Below are 16436 nucleotides of genomic sequence, written 5' to 3'. Positions count from 1 at the left end.
TTCTCGGTCACGGATGATTCAGCGGCGCAAGCGAAGCCCACGTGGTGTTGCCGAGAAACCGGCCTCGGTCAGCGTCTTGGAGAAGTCCGTGCCGTGGATGTCGTGACCATTGATCCGCTCGACCAGCAACTTGTCGACACCCCCGCGCCGGACGGTAGCCGCCAATGCGGTTGCTGCAGCGCCGATGTCCTCGGCATTTTCGCCGAACGTCAGCACCGACTTCCCGCCGCGTTCGACGAACATCGTCAATTCGCCTCGGACGAGAACGACCAACGCGCCGGCTTTACGGCCCGGGCGATGCTTCGTCGTCTCGTCCGGCTTCTCTGTGCCACCGGCCTCGCCGCTGCCGGCTTTCGGCCAGGGCAGTGCGCCGCCGTAGGGGTTGGCCGGATCGCACGATGCGAGCACGACAGCGGTGGCGTTCTTCTTCGGTTCGTCGTAGCTGCGTAACCGGTCGACGACGTCGGAGGTGGAGAACTGAGCGCCGCCGAGCGAATCGACGAAGTAGCCCCGCCGGCAGCGGCCGGAATCCTCGAACCCGGTCAGCACCTTGTACATCGTGGCGAATCCGCCGGGGACCCCTTCGTTCATCACCGATCCGCGGGTCACCACGCCGTAGCGCTCGAGCAGTACGTCGGCGGTGGCATGAGCGCGGACGGTGAGGTCGGGTTCGAGCTCGGGTAATCGCGACCACCGGCCGCCGGCAGTCGGGGGGCCGGTGCGGGTGGGCAGGGACGGCCGCTCGAACTGACGGTAGGAACGCAAGCGCGGAGTTCGACGCGGTGCACGATGACTCGGAGCCGAGCGAGTGGTGGTGGAATTCAACAACGCTCGCAGTGGCGCGAACGTGTCGTTGCTGAGCCGTCCGGCCCACACCAGCTCCCAGAGCGCAGCCTGCAGAGCGGTGTCGTCAGTGCTACCGACGGTGTCGGAGAGCTGCCGGAAGAAGTACGCACCGCCACCCGCGACTGCGTCCTGGATGCGAATCTGCAATTCCGACAGATCCGATTCGGCGGCGGGCACCAAAGTCAGTGGCGCGGTGTCGGCCATGTGCAGGCTCACCCAGCCGTCCTTGGACGAGATTGCTCCGTGCCCCGCCCACAGAACTTCGCCGGTGGAGGTCAACTCGTCGAGCATGGCGGGGCTGTAGTCGCTGATACGGGAGGAGAGCACGAGAGACTCCCACGCCGACGCCGGAACCGGCACGCCCGCAAGCTGTTCGATCACGGTTGCGACACCGTCGATTCCGCTCAGGCGTCGACTGTCCACGTGCTGCCAGGCCGGCAGGAACCGGCCGAGCGTGGCAGTGGAGACGGGTTCGACTTCCTGCCGTGCCGCTGCGAGGGATCGACGCCGCAGTCTGCGAAGAACCTCGGCGTCGCACCACTCGCTGCCCGTGGCACCGGGACGGAATTCGCCTTCGACGACGCGTTTGTCGACGGCAAGCCTGCGCAGGACGTCGCGTACCACGGCGGTACCGACACCGAACCGCGCCGCCGCGTCGTCGAGGGTAAAGGGTCCGTGGGTTCGGGCGTACCGGCTGATCAGGTCGACCAGCGGGTCGTCGACGGGTTCGATGAACGCGGCCGGGGTGCCGATGGGAAGTGGAACGCCGAGCGCATCGCGTAGGCGAGCCGCGTCCTCGATGGCTGTCCACCAGGTCTGTCCGGCGAACGAGACCTCCATCGCTCTCTTGGCATCGGCCAGTTCGGTGAGCCACTGCGGAAATTCGTCGCCGTTGGTGCGCAGGCCGATTTCCTCGACGGTCAACGGGCCGAGCAGCCGCAGCAGATCCGCCACACCTTCGATGTCCTTGGCGTGTCTGTCCTCGGGCAGTCTCTGCAACTCGAGCTCGGTGGTGGTGATGACGCTGTCGTCCAGCAACTCTCGGAGCTCGACGCGGCCGAGCAACTCGGCCAGCAGTGCGGAGTCCAGTGACAGTGCAGCGGCTCGGCGCTCGGCGAGGGGGCTGTCGCCCTCGTACATGAAGGCGCCGACGTAGTTGAACAGCAGCGAATTGGCGAACGGTGACGGTGACGGTGTCTCGACGTCGACGATCCTGATCTGGCGTCGACCGATGCGGGCCAGGATGTCTTCGAGGGCGGGGAGGTCGTAGACGTCCTGCAGACATTCGCGCACGGTTTCGAGCAGGATCGGGAACGTGGGGTACTTGCGTGCCACGTCGAGCAGCTGCGCCGAACGCTGCCGCTGTTGCCACAGCGGTGCCCGCTTGCCCGGGTTGCGACGAGGCAAAAGTAGTGCACGAGCGGCACATTCGCGAAATCTGGACGCGAACAATGCCGATCCGCCGACCTGCTCGGTGACGATGTCGGCAATCTCGTCGCGCTCGAACACGAACAGCTCCGCGCCGGGCGGCTGATCGTCGGTATCGGGGAGTCGGACGATGATGCCGTCGTCGGAGGCCGTGGGGGCGGCGTCGATGCCGTAGCGCTCGATCAGTCTTGCGCCCACCGCGAGCGCCCACGGCGCGTGTACCTGCTGGCCGTAGGTCGAGTGCAGCACCAGCCGCCAGTCGCCCAGTTCGTCGCGAAACCGCTCGACGATCATCGTCTTGTCGGTGGGCAGTTGACCCGTCGCCTCGAGTTGCTCGTCGAGCAACGCAATCAGATTGTTGACGGCATTGGCGTCGAGACCGTCGGAGCTCAGCCGCTCGGCCAAGTTGCTGCGATCGGTGGTGCTTCGCAGGAACTCTCCCAGAGCCTGGCCCAGTTCGGCCGGCCGGCCCAGGCCGTCGCCGTGCCAGAACGGGAGCCTGCCCGGTTGGCCATACGCCGGACTGACCAACACTCGGTCGTGGGTGATCTCCTCGATGCGCCAGCTGGTGGCACCGAGCGCGAAGACATCGCCCACTCGTGATTCGTAGACCATCTCTTCGTCGAGTTCGCCTACCCTGGACTGCTTTTCGCCGACCATGTAGACGGTGAACAATCCACGGTCGGGGATGGTTCCGCCCGAGGTGACCGCCAACCGCTGCGAACCGGGACGGCCGGTGAGGGTGTTTGCGTCGCGGTCCCACACGAGCCGTGGCCGTAGTTCCGCGAACTCGTCCGAGGGGTAGCGGCCCGAGAGTAGATCCAGGGTCGACTCGTAGGCGGATCGGGGCAGGGTGGCGAAACTGCCTGTGCGCCTGACGGAATCGAACCAGTCCTCGGCGTCGATGGGCTCGAGTGCGCACGCCGCGACGGTCTGTTGAGCCAGCACGTCGAGGGGATTGGCGGGTACGAAAAGAGCCTCGATCTTGCCCGACGTCATGCGTTCGACGGTGACCGCACAGTGGATCAGGTCGGTGCGGTGTTTGGGGAACAGCACGCCCTTCGAGATCTCGCCGACCTGGTGCCCCGCGCGGCCGACGCGTTGGAGCCCGCTGGCCACCGACGGCGGTGCCTCGACCTGAACGACCAGATCGACTGCGCCCATGTCGATTCCGAGTTCGAGGCTGCTGGTGGCGACGACGCAGCGCAGCCTGCCGGTCTTGAGGTCGTCCTCGATCAGTGCGCGTTGGTCCTTGCTGACGCTGCCGTGGTGGGCCCGGGCCAACAACGGATCGGCACCGTGGTTCACGTCGTTGGGAGTACCGACCTGCGACGGCGGCTTGTGTTGAGTGTCGACGCCGTCGCCGATTCGCTCGGCATACACCTCGTTCAGCCGCGCCGTGAGTCGCTCGGCGAGCCTTCGCGAGTTCGCGAACACGATGCACGAACTGTGCTCGAGGATGAGATCGACCATCTTCTCCTCGACGTGCGGCCAGATCGAGCCCTGCGCCGGGGGAGCGGCGGAGGTATCGGCGTTCGGATCGGTGACACCCAGTTCGGTCATGTCCTCGACGGGTACCTGGACCGTCAGATCGAACGTTTTCGGAGCTGGCGGCGCGACGATCTCGATGGGAGCAGCACCGGCCAGGAAGCGGCCGACCTCCTCGTGCGGGCGAACCGTCGCAGACAGGCCGATGCGCTGCGCAGGCTTGTCCAGCATGCCGTCGAGACGTTCGAGTGACACCGCAAGGTGTGCGCCGCGCTTGGTACCGGCCACGGCGTGTACCTCGTCGACGATTACGGTGTCGACCTCGGCGAGAATGTCTCGCGCTGCCGAGGTGAGCATGAGGAACAGCGACTCCGGGGTGGTGATGAGGATGTCCGGGGGAGTCTTGATCATGTTCCGACGGTCGGCCGCACTGGTGTCACCGGAGCGCACGCCCACCGAGATGTCGGGTGGATCGAGGCCGAGTCGCTTGGCCGTCTGAGTGATACCGACCAGGGGTGCGCGCAGGTTGCGTTCGACATCGACCGCCAGCGCTTTGAGCGGCGAGATGTAGAGGACCTTCGTCTTGCGCTTGCTGTCCGCGCCCAGTTGCGCCAATTCGTCCAGAGCCCACAGAAAAGCCGAGAGAGTCTTGCCCGATCCGGTCGGTGCAACGACGAGGGTGTGAGCGCCGCTCGAGATCGACGACCAGGCTCCGAGTTGCGCGGACGTAGGAGCTGGAAAAGCGCCGGTGAACCACTCACGAGTGGGCCGGGACAGCTTCTGCATCACCGACAGGTCTTCCGCGACGTCGGGGGTGCTGTGCCTGGCCATCTCATCATCATGCCCCGGGGCACCGACAGATAATCCCGTGCAGCTCGGAGGCGGTGTTGTTTCGTTCGATTCGGGTACCCCGACGCCATGACCGACGACCAAGAGATCATGCAGAAGATTTCCGCGAAACTCGACGCTCTGCTCGGCAGCAAGACCAACGGCCTGCAGAACGAGGTCCCCCCGGGGGCGAGCATCCAGTCCGACGAGGACGACGCCGAGCAGGGGCCACTCGGTCGGGATTACCACCTGGCCAGCAAGTACGCGCAGGCGCTCGCGATCAACGAGCCGCAGGTGATCGACCGCGACGAGTTCGACCGGTTGGTTGCCGAATACGGCTGACCACACGAGACTCGTTGAGGTGGACCTGGCGAACCTTGCGGCGTCGGATCTACAGTCGATGGGGTGACCGAACGCAAGAAGCCCGGAGTCACCTTCGAGTCCTGGGTGGACAAGCAGATCCGACAGGCTCAGGCCGAGGGTGCCTTCGACGGGCTCGAGGGGGCCGGTAAACCGATTCCGTTGGGCGATCCCCGGGACGAGCTGTGGTGGGTGCGCGGTTACCTCAAACGGGAGAATCTCCCGGCCGACGCGTTGTTGCCCACGGCGCTGCAGCTTCGCAAAGAGGTCGAGCGGCTGCCGGCCACGTTGATCGGTATCAGGCGCGAGGATTCCGCACGAGATGTATTGGACGAGTTGAATGCTCGCATAGTCGACTGGATTCGGTTTCCGACGCCGCCGATCGTCCCGCTGGGACCGGTCGACGTCGACGCATGGCTGGAAACGTGGCGGATCAACCGAGCCGAGGTCGACCGACTCGAGCGTGAACATCGCTCGCAGTCGGTCGGACCAGCGGCAGCCGCCATGCATACCGCCGAGCGATCATGGTGGACGCGCGTTCGTCGTGCATTTACCTGGCGGCGCTGAGACCCGTTGTCGTAGTGCACAGGGGCAGTGCTTCGGCCGCCGTCGACACGAACGGAATGCCGGTTGTTCCGTCGACCCGAACCTTCGACGGCAGCAACCCGTCGGAGTGTGTCGGTTCTTCCAACGTCGTCCAGCCGGTGGCCCGCCTGAGAATCCCGCCGATGAGAGTGTCCGTCGCATGACGGGTTCCGCTACGTACGGTGATCGGCGCGGTATCGAGCTCGACTCGCGCGAACCGCAAGGCTGCGTCCACGGCCTCGGTGGTCTGCGCCGCCGACGATCGGCCGCGCGGACCGGTGCTCAAGCCATGACCGGGTAGGTCGAGGACCACAACATCGACGCCTCTGGCAGCGATGTCCGAGGCCAACGGGGTGAGATACCGCGCATGTAGTCCTGCGTCGGCGACAAGCACTACCGACTGCTCGCACGCGACTGCCGCACGATGGATCTCGACGTGCACGCTTCCGTGCCCGGTATCCAGCTGTCTATGTTCCACGTCCAGCGCGGCGACATCCGCTCGGTTCAGCGCGACAGCCTCCGACGCCGGGCGTAACGCTGCTTCACACGCCGTGTTGCGCGCCAGGGCGTCGCCACGTCGGAGCAGCGACTTACCTTGCAGCAGAATCATCACCGCTGCACTCTCGTGGGCCGTGAGTGTCGGTGCCCAGCCGGTGGCTCGGCCGAGAGCCGAGGAATCGACGATGGGTTCGCCCGGTGTGACCCACTGACCGGAGAAGGGGGTGAGCCTCAGTCGGAACGCCACGTTCGCGACATGTGTTGCAGCTTTCTGCGGAACGTCGAACATCAACTGGCCCTGCATCGCTGCGAGTTCGCGCACACCGACCCAATCCAGCGGACCCAGGTTGTACGGCCCGATGAGATCGGTCTTGGCCGCGCGGTGAAAGGCGTCGGCCATGTCGTCCTGATACAGGAATTGATACGACGCCCGATCCGCCTCCGGGAATGCACCGATCGGTCCGGTGAACTGGTCGATCCCGTCGTTGGCGAAGTCGGGTCCGATGATGTAGGTGCACCGCAACATGGAGATGGTCATCTCGCCGGGGTGCCGACGGAGCCACCACTCCGCGTAATGTTCGACCTCGGCCTTGTCGTAGAAGTAGTAGCGATCGGGATCGCCTGCGGGATAACTGTTCTCGGTGAGCGGCTCCGGAGCGATCTCCGCACCGTATGCGTTGATGCTCGATGCGATCACCATTCGCGCGACGCCCGCTCGATATGCCGAATCGATGACGTTGCGTGAGCCGCGGAGGTTGATGTCGTGGGTCTCGGCCTTGTCCTTGAGCTCCTCGACCACGAACGCCAAATGCAGCACGACGTCGCATCCAGCGAACGTCTCCTCGAGGTCGGGAGAGCGAATGTCCGAGCGGATCGAGGTGAACTTCGGATGACTGATTCGGGCTGGGCGACGGGCTATCCCGACGACCGAGTCCACCTCTGGATCCTCGAACAACCTCGGCAGTATCGCCGCCGCGAAGTCGCTCGTGGCTCCGGTGACCGCGACTCGCAGACCGCGCGGCTCCTTGCTCATGCCGGCAACCCTGCGACCGCTTCCACTATCTGCTCGGTGGCGGTGGCCAATTGCTGCTCGGTGTGTGTCGCCATCACGCACAGGCGAATCAGTGCACCGGATTTCGGCACGGCCGGGTGCAATGCCGCACTGGTGAAAATCCCTCGGTCGTACAACGACTTCCACAGAGCCAACGCTTTGAGATCCTCACCCACGTGCAGTGCAACGATCGGCGAGGCGGTGTCGCCCGTCGGTGTAGTCGATCGTCCTGCAACATCGAGGCCGGCCGATTGCAAGCCGCCGCGGAGGATCTCGGCATTGTCCAGGACCCGTCGAGCACGGTCTTTGCCCTCCGCGCTGCGGATCAGGCGGACCGAAGCCAAGGCGGCACCCAGGGCGGCGGGCACGCCGGACGTCGTGAACAGAAAGGCGCGCGCCTTGATGCGGAGCGTGTCGATGAGATCGCTCGAACCGGTGACGAAACCACCGGTGGAGCTGGGGCTCTTGGAGAGCGATGCCATAGCGATGTCGACATCGTTGTTGATCCCGAACAGTTCGGCCGCGCCGGTGAGCTCGGGACCGTAGATGCCGAGACTGTGTGCTTCGTCGACCATCAGGGCTGCGTGATAGCGCAGGCAAAGGTCCGATATTGCACCGAGAGGGGCGAGGTCACCCTCCATGGAGTAGAGGCCGTCGACGATGACCAGCACGGCACCGTCGTCGATGACGGGCAACTGCAGTTTCGCTTCCAGGTCGGCCATGTCGTTGTGCTTGAACTTGACCACGGTCGCGCCGGACAGTGCGCTGCCGTCTCGAATCGACGCATGAGCTGCCGAGTCGACGATGATCGTGTCGCCGGGCCCGACGATCGCGCTGATCGTCCCGAGGTTCGTTTGATAGCCGGTGGTGAAGACCAACGCATCCTCGGTCCCGTGCCATTGCGCTATCTCGTGCTCGAGTTCGACGTGTAGATCCAGGGTGCCGTTGAGCAATCGGCTACCGGTCACTGCGCTACCGAACGTGTCCAACGCGTGCTGCGCACCTTCGACGACCTTGGGGTGGTCGGCGATGCCAAGGTAGTTGTTGGACCCGAGCATGATCTTGTCCACGCCTTCGACCCGTACGACGGGTGCCACGGCGGACTCCATTTTGCGGAAGTACGGGACGACATCTGCTTCCCGTGTTGCGCGGAGCAGGTCGACTCGTTCGTCCCCGCCGAGCCGCTTGATCAGTCTGTTGACAACCATCGTGGACCAGAACTCCTCACAGAGTTGATTGTGGATTGTCGCGAATTCAAGGGTTATTCGGAGCGGGGTGCACAGTCGATTGGTATTCGGCCGAAGAATATTCAACGCTTCAAAATGGGCTCTCGTTACGGAAATTGGTTGGTAAAGACCTCCGGAAAAATATTCTGGGTATCTTTTTGCGCGTGAGATTTTACGATATCTTTAGTTTAAGTTCCCAGGTCACAGGGTATTGTCGACGGTCAGCGCGAATTCACCTGCTCCACCGCTGTGTTTGTGGTTCTTCGACCGATTTGTCGCGATCATGTAATGGTACAAATAGTCGGCGACGCCACAAACAATTAGTGGCACACAATCGATTAGTGACACAAGGAGAAGAACTGTGACTGGATTAATGGTGCGCGAAAGAGAAACCCTCGAGAAGTACATGCCGGGTTTGATGCACTATCTGGACACAACCCCGCTGGACCAACTCGAATCCCGGGAATCGGACGCGATCGACAAGTTCCGGGAGTTCGGCGGCACCGGTTTGGTCGTTCCAGCCGAACTGGGCGGTCTCGGCGCTTCCGCTATCGACGCGGTCCGGGCGCAGCGGGCGATCGGGTCTCGCTCGCCCTCTCTCGGCGCGGGAACCACGATGCACCATCTGTCGCTCGCATCCCTGGCCGAGTTCGCGCGCGATGCGACCGAGGACGACCGAGCCCTGATCAAGGGATTGGTCGAACAGAAGGCGATCGTCGCTTCCGGATTCTCCGAGGGTGTCACCGGAGGAAGTGTGTTCATTCCGACGATGACAGCCGTCAAGAAGGGCGACAACTACATCGTCAACGGAAGCAAGAAGCCGTGCAGTCTGGCCCGTTCGATGGACTTGCTCACCTGCAGTGTCGAGATCGACTCGGGTGACCGCGCCGTCGCGCTGATTCCGGCCAGCCTCCCGGGTATGAGTGTGAAGCCGTTCTGGACCACCGACATTCTGGCCGGCGCGCAAAGCGAAGAAGTGTTGCTCGAAGACGTCGAAGTGCCCGCAAGCCTGGTGCTGCCGAACAAGGACGACGATCCCGATGGCGTGCACGAGATGACCGGTTACCTCTGGTTCGGAATGCTGATCTCTGCCAACTACATCGGTGCAGCGACGTCGCTGCTCGAGCGGATGATCGAGCAGAACAAGGGCGACTACGAGGGCTACGTTCGGGCGGCAGCCGAACTCGAGGTATCCATGGCGGCTATCGAGAACGTCGCCCGCGCTTTCGACGAAGGTGAACGCGGACAGGACATTTCGGTGAAACTGTTGTTCAACCGCATCGCGATACGTGACGCACTCGTCCGTAGTAGTTCGGCTGCAATCGAATCACTCGGCGGAATCGGCTTCATCAAGTCACCCGAGATAGCGTACGTGGCTTCGGCATTGCACGCCTTCGCATTTCATCCGCCATCACGACGATCCATTTCGGAGACCCTGGCTCGCTTCCACGCGGGTGAGGATTTCGCCTTCGTCAAGTAGCGGTCAGTCTTCGGTGCGTTCTTCCTCGTTCAGTTTGTCCTCGCCCCGGTTGCGGAAGAACTTGAACCCGGGGATGCCGATCACTGCGCGTCGGACATCTTTGGTGACTCCGAGCAACTCGTGGATCTCGGGCGACACGGTGTCGAGGGTGGCGAGGATGGGGAGCAGAGCTTCCATGTGGTCGAGAAGGCCGGGCAATTGATCGACCATGGCGATGGCGGCGTCGACCTCTTCGTCGGACAGGTTGTCGATGAACCTGCGCGCCATGGGCTCGGCCTGCTTGGCGATCGGATCGAACATTTCGATCAGCTCGAGCGCGGTGTGTGAGGCGACCGATGCCGACGCGACGACCTCGTCCGCGGCACCGGTCGTTCTCTGCACACTGGCAACAACCGCGTCGGCCGAGTCGATCACCCCGTCGATGCGTGTCATCAATGTCTCTATGTGGTTCATCAGTGCTTCGATTCGGCCGGGCAGGGTAAGCGCGAATTCGGTTGTGGTGAGCATCCAGCTCACACCGACCCGCGCCACCGCGACTCCGCGCCGGAGCACCGTTTCGGTACCGAGTGGATCGGGGAGCACCACACCTGCCAACACCAGAGCCATAGGAGCGACAATGCCACACCGACACCACGCCCCGAGTGCCGTTAGCCTCGTAGCATGAGAGCTCTTGTCACCGGTGCCAGCGGATACATCGGGTCGCGGCTGGTGGCAGCTCTGCTGGCAGACGACACCGATGTCGTCGTCGGGTCACGTACCCCGAGCAATCTGCGCACTTTCGACTATTACGACTCCGTCACCGCTGTATCGCTCGATGTCACCGACCAGCAGTCGTGTGCGGATGCGTTCGCAGAATCCGGGCCCATCGACGTTGCGTACTACCTGGTGCACGCCATCGGTGAGTCCGACTATCGTGCGCAGGATCGGCGGTCCGCCGAACAGTTCGCCGCAGCTGCGGCCCGGGCGGGTGTGCAGCGGATCGTGTATCTGGGTGGTTTCGTACCCGACGACGACCACCTCTCCGAGCATCTCGCCAGTCGTGCTGACGTGGGAGAAGCGCTGACGGTGGACGGCGTCGAGTTGGTCTGGCTCCGTGCGGCCATCGTCATGGGGGCCGGTTCGACGTCCTACGAGATGTTGCGCTACCTCGCCGACCGCTTGCCGGTACTGCCGCTGCCGAGCTGGCTCTCCGAGCCCGTGCAGCCGATCGCCGTCGACGACGTTCTGCACTATCTGGTGGCGTCCGCGGACGCCGAGACGGTGCCGGCGGGCTCGTACGACATCGGCGGGCCGGACGTGGTGCCGTATCGCGATCTGGTGTTCGCGTACGTCGAAGCTGCCGGTCTTCAGCGGATCGGGGTGCCGGTGCCGTTCGTACCGACCTCGCTCGCAGGCAAAGTCATCGGCCTGATCATTCCGGTTCCGGGTGGGCTCGCCGAGGATCTGGTGGGGTCGTTGCACAACACGATGACGACATCGGAGAGCCGGATACGTGACCTCGTTCCCGACCCTCCACGGGGTTTGACCACCATCGCAGACGCCATGGCCCGTAGTGTGCGAGGCATGGTCGGTGAGCCTCCCGGTGTCTGCGCGCTGAAGGATCCGCTTCGGCTGGCGAACACGGACGCGACGTGGAGCGGCGGCGACGCCCTGGGAGTCCGGCGCCGCGGTGTGGCGGCGTCCTCGGACCGTACCTGGGGCTTGATCGAAGCCCTCGGCGGGCGGCGACTGCTGGCCTCGAAGCCCGTCGCGGCAGCGGTGCGAACCAACCTGGACGTGGTGGCCGGTGTGAACCGACGCGTGACGTCGGCCGTGCGTCGCTTGACCGATACCGAGGAGGCGTGATGGGAACGTGGTCCACGACCGCACTCAACGTGATGAAGTCCGCTCTGGTCGATCCTGTCGAGCGAGACCACCGACAGTCCGACGCAGCGTTCCGTAAGCGGCGCATCGTCGTGTTGATCACATTGGTGATCGGTGCCACGGTGCTCTACTTCTCGCTCAAGGTCGAGCCGGGCGATCCGGTGTTCTACGCGCTGACGCTGCTGCTGGCGGCGGTGTGGACGGTGGGCGGATTTCTGTCGGGCCCATTGCATCTCGGGCGTATTCAGGTCGGGGGATCGATCAGGCGGCCGATCGTCACGCCCATCCTCATCGGTCTCGCCGTAGGCGGGGTGTTCATGCTCGGCGGTCTCGTGGTGCGTCAGATTCCGCCGCTGGCCGACTTCACCGAGAACGTGCTCGCGCACGCCAGGGTGGGCTCGCTGGTGCTGATCGTCTTCATCGCGCTGCTCAACGGCGTCGCGGAGGAGATTTTCTTCCGCGGAGCGCTGTACGCGGCGATCGGCGTCAAGAACCCGGTGATCATCTCGACCGTCGTGTACGCGATCGCCACTCTCGCGTCCGGCAATCCGATGCTCGGGTTCGCCGCTGTGCTGCTGGGATACGTGATGGGCCTTCAGCGGCGTGCATCGGGTGGAATCCTGGCACCGATCCTCACGCACGTCAGTTGGTCGGCGGTCATGGTCCTCGCACTGCCCCCACTGTTCGTGTGATCGCCGATGTTCGACGGGAAAGAGGCGTGAACACCGATTCGGTCGGCAGAAACGGTCCTGCGTGCTGATTCCTTCCGGAACTGGGCTAGATTGCGCAGGTGAGTGAAAATCTCGATCGCGTCGATCGTCTGATCATCGACGAGCTGGTGTCCGACGGCCGCGCTACGTTGGCGACGCTGGCGGAAAAGGCGTCCTTGTCCGTGTCGGCCGTCCAATCCAGAGTCCGACGGCTCGAGTCGCGGCGCGTGATTCGTGGCTACACCGCCCAAGTGGATCCCGAAGCTCTGGGTCGGCCGTTGTCGGCGTTCGTGGCCATCACTCCCATCGACCCGGCCCAACCCGATGACGCTCCCGCCAGGCTGAAGCACCTCTCGGCCATCGAATCGTGCCATTCGGTTGCAGGCGAGGAGAGCTACGTGCTGTTGGTGCGGGTCGAGTCACCCCGTGCACTCGAGCGGCTGCTGCAGGAAATCAGGGCCACCGCCAACGTGCAGACACGCAGCACCATCATTCTGCAGACGTTCTACGATCGCTGACGGCTCGCCACACGCGGTCCGAGGACATCGGTAGGTCGTACAGCCTCGCCCCCACGGCATCACGGATGGCGTTTGCCAGCGCAGGAGCGACCGGGTTGTACGGAGACTCGCTCATCGACTTCGCACCGAAAGGGCCCAACCGGTCGTAGGTGTCGGCGAACAGAACTTCGGTCCGCGGAATGTCCGCGAACTGCGGAACGTGATAGCTCCGGATGGAATCGGTGGTGACCAGACCGGCACCGTCGGTGCGGATTTCCTCGTACAGTGCGCTGCCGATGGCCTGCGCAACGCCGCCTTCCACCTGACCGCGGCACTGCTGGGGGTTCATCACCGTTCCGGCGTCCGCACTCTGCACCGAGTGCAGAATCCGCACGGTGCCGGTCTCCTCGTCCACCGCCACCCGGAAGGCCTGGACGTTGAAGGCCAGCGATCGCGGGAGCCCGCCGCTGTTGCCCTCGGTGACCAGTGATCCCCCCGCCGTTGCCAGGATGTCGTCGAGGGTGACGAACCGATCGCCGCACCGCACGCCTTCGGGACCCAGGATGCAGTCCGAGTTACGTTGTCCGGCAACGGTTGCCGCGATATCGACGATCCGCGCAGACAGGGCGCGTACTGCCGCGTACAGAGCCTTGCCCGCAACCACGGTGCCGGCCGAACCGAAGGCTCCGGTGTCGTAGGTGGTGGAATCGGTGTCGGACTGATCGACCCGAATGCGATCGACCGAGGTGCCCAACTCGCTCGCTGCGATCTGGGTGTGCACGGTAGTGGTCCCGTTCCCGAATTCTGCTGTCCCGACGCGTATCTCGTACCGCCCCTCGGGCAGCAGTGCTACGGAAGTCTCGGCGCGATGACCGCGTGGTGGAATGGTCGCGATCATCGCCACCGCCATTCCTTCGCCGACTTTCCATCCTGTCGGGGCATGCTCACCGTTGCCGCGTCGCAGAGCTGCCTGGGCCAGGTCGATGCACTGATCGAGGCCGTAACTTCCGAACTGCAGGTCGTCTTCCTCCAGATGCGCGGCGACGATGTCGTCGCCGGGGACGATCACGTTGCGTCGGCGAAACTCGAACGGATCGACGTCGATCTCTCTGGCAAGGTCGTCCATTGCCGACTCGATGGCGAACATCACCTGTCCGAGTCCGTATCCACGGAATGCCCCGGACGGAATGTTGTTGGTGTAGACGGTCTTCGCATCGACTCGCTTGTTGGCGCAACGGTAGATCGCGACGGACTCGCCGCACCCGTGGAACATCACTCCGGCACTGTGATTGCCGTAGGCCCCGGCATCGGTGAGAACGTCGATCGACAACGCGGTCAACGTGCCGTCGGCGCTCGCGGCAGCGGTGACGTCGACCCGGAACGGGTGCCGACACGGGGACACCGTGAACTCGTCGGTCCGGGTGAACTCGAATTGCACGGGTCGACCGGTGTGGAGCACTGCCAGCGCCACGACGTCCTCGGTCAGCAACTCCTGCTTACCGCCGAAGCCGCCGCCGACACGTGCGGTGAACACCCGCACCCGCTCGCGTGGAAGGCCGAAGATCTGGCAGATCTCGTCACGTACCAGGAACGGAACCTGAGTGCTGGTGCGCAGATTGAGCTTCCCCGTCTCGTCCAGCCATCCGATGGTGCCGTGGGTCTCCAGGTGCACGTGTTGAACTCGCTGCGTGGTCCACCGTCCGGTGACCACCGCCGCTGCGTCTCGGACCGCGGCGTCGACGTCTCCGGTGCTGCCGTGCAACTCTGCCACCAGGTTTCGTGACGGATCCGCAATTCGAGCGGCGGCATCCTTCTCGCCGTGGATCTTCGGCGCGTCGGGTTCGAGCGCGGATTCGGGATCGAACACTGCGGGTAGCACTTCGTACTCGACAACGAGGGCGCGGCACCCTTCCTCCGCGGCAGCAACCGAATCTGCGACCACGATCGCTACCCGCTGGCCGATGAACCGTACGACGGTGTCGAGCACGTGGGTGTCGTCGGGATCGTCGACGCGGCGATCGTGGCGTGCAGTCGAAAATGCCGCGGTGGGGCTGTCTTTCGCGGTGAGAACCAGCACGACCCCGGGCACCCGCTCCGCGGCGGTGACGTCGACGGTGACGATGCGCGCGTGCGCATGCGGACTGCCGAGCACCGTGGCGTGCAGTAGTCCCGGAGGTGCGTGATCGAGGGTGTAGGGCTCGATTCCGGTGACGATTCGGGCACTGGCAGGTGCAGCGACGGACCGCCCGCAAGCCGGTCCGTCGACGGCTTTCTCGGTGTTCACCACACCACCTACTGCGTCGGCTATGGCCCGGTACCCGGTGCAGCGGCACAGATTCCCTTTGAGCCGCTCGGGGAGTTCGTCCATATCGTTCTCGGTCAGTGCCGATGCAGTGACGACCATTCCTGCTGTACAGAAACCGCACTGGAAACCGGCGGCCTCGACGAAGCGACTCTGCATGGGATGCAGGTCTTCTGGAGTGCCGAGCCCGGAAACGGTGGTCACGGATCTGTTGGCGGCACGGAATGCGGGGAAGATGCACGAATGCACCGGCTCACCGTCGACGAGCACCGAACATGCTCCGCAGTCGCCCGCGTCGCAGCCTTTCTTCACTTCGAAGTGTTCGTGTTCGCGCAGCATGGTCCGCAGGCACTGGCCCGGCCGCGGATCGACGTCGGTCGGTACACCGTTGATGTCGACGATCATGACAACTCCTCGCGAATCTGCTGGGCTGCAGTACAACTGATGTGTCGACGCCAGTCCGGCGCACCGTGGGGGTCGTCGTACCAGTGCTCGGGACCGATTGCCGCGGCAATCGTGTCATCGAGCTCGGCGGCCGTCGGCAGAGCGGGAAAGCGAAGTACGAACGGGCGGACGGTCGATGCGCTGACCGTCAGCACGAACTCGCCGCCGACGTCGACTCGCCCGATGACCACCGCGGCCGATCGGCCGAGTGGTGACAGAGCGAGCGTGCGCATCGCGGTTCTCGCCTCGAGCGCGTACCGCGGAATCTCGATGCTGCGCAACACGTCTCCAGCGCGAAGGGCATTGGTGTGCGGTCCGGTGACCAGATCGTCGATAGCGATGTCGTAGTCGTGTTCGGGACCGTCTGCCGACCACACCTGCCCGATGCCGTCGAGGGCTGCGGTGACCGAGATCATCGCGCCGGCGGGCAGGGCCAACGCGATGTTGCCACCGACGGTGGCGGTCTTCCATATCTTGAACGAAGCCAACAGCGCTGCGGCGCAGCGAGGAAACAGTGCGGCGGCAGGCCACGGTGAATCGAATCGTGCCAGCGTCTCGATCGTGCACGTGGCGGCGATCTCGAGCCCGGCCTCGGTGACCGTCAACGGCTCCCAGCCCAAGGCGGTGATGTCGACGAGGGTACTCAGATGATCCTGCTTCTCCGAGAACAACCAGGTACCACCTGCGAGTACTGCGGTGTCCGCGCGTCCCGGCGGCAGGTCCGACCGGGAGCCGGGAAGCAGAATGCTGTCGACAGTGCCGAGATCCATGGTCTTCGTTCACCTCATCCTCGCCGGGAGCGTCCAGCGCGCCGGCAGGTCCACCACCCG

The 16436-nt window shown here is 64.3% G+C and carries 12 protein-coding genes; 6 read left to right on the top strand and 6 right to left on the bottom strand.

All coding sequences use genetic code 11. From position 1 onward, the window contains the following. Window positions 1-18 precede the first annotated feature (18 nt). Window positions 19-4593, bottom strand: coding sequence for an ATP-dependent helicase (locus ASG84_RS02910; RefSeq protein ID WP_057475564.1), 4575 nt, complete (start codon window positions 4591-4593; stop codon window positions 19-21). An 87-nt stretch (window positions 4594-4680) separates the two neighbouring features. On the opposite strand from ASG84_RS02910, the gene ASG84_RS02905 reads away from it, so the two are divergent. After that, the gene (locus ASG84_RS02905) at window positions 4681-4932 is read left to right on the top strand and encodes a hypothetical protein (RefSeq protein ID WP_032397441.1); all 252 of its coding nucleotides are present in this window, start codon (window positions 4681-4683) and stop codon (window positions 4930-4932) included. Between the two features lie 63 nt (window positions 4933-4995). After that, window positions 4996-5517: a J-domain-containing protein gene (locus ASG84_RS02900; protein WP_057475563.1), complete on the top strand. Its 522-nt coding sequence runs from the start codon at window positions 4996-4998 to the stop codon at window positions 5515-5517. On the opposite strand, the gene ASG84_RS02895 is transcribed toward ASG84_RS02900, so the two are convergent. Then, window positions 5501-7066: an NAD-dependent epimerase/dehydratase family protein gene (locus tag ASG84_RS02895; protein ID WP_057475562.1), complete on the bottom strand. Its 1566-nt coding sequence runs from the start codon at window positions 7064-7066 to the stop codon at window positions 5501-5503. The two genes, ASG84_RS02900 and ASG84_RS02895, sit on opposite strands and share 17 nt — an antisense overlap. Next, on the bottom strand, window positions 7063-8292 hold the full coding sequence (locus tag ASG84_RS02890) for an aminotransferase class I/II-fold pyridoxal phosphate-dependent enzyme (RefSeq protein ID WP_156399362.1): 1230 nt from the start codon (window positions 8290-8292) through the stop codon (window positions 7063-7065). The genes ASG84_RS02895 and ASG84_RS02890 overlap by 4 nt, the downstream gene beginning before the upstream one ends. Before the next feature lie 379 nt (window positions 8293-8671). Between ASG84_RS02890 and ASG84_RS02885 the strand changes: the two genes are divergently transcribed. Beyond that, window positions 8672-9790 carry an acyl-CoA dehydrogenase family protein gene (locus ASG84_RS02885; protein ID WP_057475561.1) on the top strand — a complete coding sequence of 373 codons (1119 nt, stop codon included), beginning with the start codon at window positions 8672-8674 and terminating at the stop codon, window positions 9788-9790. Window positions 9791-9793: 3 nt separating this feature from the next. Here ASG84_RS02885 and ASG84_RS02880 read toward each other — a convergent pair whose 3' ends face one another. Further along, entirely contained in the window at window positions 9794-10396 is a 603-nt protein-coding gene (locus ASG84_RS02880) for a hypothetical protein (RefSeq protein WP_057475560.1), read from the bottom strand. 54 nt (window positions 10397-10450) lie between these two features. Here ASG84_RS02880 and ASG84_RS02875 point away from each other — a divergent pair, with 54 nt between their 5' ends. From ASG84_RS02875 to ASG84_RS02865, 3 genes are all read left to right on the top strand, one after another. Further along, window positions 10451-11635, top strand: a complete 1185-nt coding sequence (locus ASG84_RS02875; RefSeq protein ID WP_057475559.1) for an NAD(P)H-binding protein — start codon at window positions 10451-10453, stop codon at window positions 11633-11635. After that, window positions 11635-12345 carry a CPBP family intramembrane glutamic endopeptidase gene (locus ASG84_RS02870; RefSeq protein ID WP_057475558.1) on the top strand — a complete coding sequence of 237 codons (711 nt, stop codon included), beginning with the start codon at window positions 11635-11637 and terminating at the stop codon, window positions 12343-12345. The genes ASG84_RS02875 and ASG84_RS02870 overlap by 1 nt, the downstream gene beginning before the upstream one ends. A gap of 98 nt (window positions 12346-12443) precedes the next feature. Then, window positions 12444-12881, top strand: coding sequence for an Lrp/AsnC family transcriptional regulator (locus ASG84_RS02865; protein WP_032376860.1), 438 nt, complete (start codon window positions 12444-12446; stop codon window positions 12879-12881). On the opposite strand, the gene ASG84_RS02860 is transcribed toward ASG84_RS02865, so the two are convergent. After that, window positions 12853-15567 carry a molybdopterin-dependent oxidoreductase gene (locus ASG84_RS02860; RefSeq protein ID WP_057475557.1) on the bottom strand — a complete coding sequence of 905 codons (2715 nt, stop codon included), beginning with the start codon at window positions 15565-15567 and terminating at the stop codon, window positions 12853-12855. The genes ASG84_RS02865 and ASG84_RS02860 overlap by 29 nt on opposite strands. Next, on the bottom strand, window positions 15564-16376 hold the full coding sequence (locus ASG84_RS02855; protein ID WP_057475556.1) for an FAD binding domain-containing protein: 813 nt from the start codon (window positions 16374-16376) through the stop codon (window positions 15564-15566). Before ASG84_RS02855 ends, ASG84_RS02860 begins: the two co-directional genes overlap by 4 nt. Between the last annotated feature and the right edge of the window lie 60 nt (window positions 16377-16436).

The organism is Rhodococcus sp. Leaf278 (assembly GCF_001426085.1).
Classification (GTDB): domain Bacteria; phylum Actinomycetota; class Actinomycetes; order Mycobacteriales; family Mycobacteriaceae; genus Rhodococcoides.
This window is presented reverse-complemented; position numbering and strand designations above follow the sequence as displayed.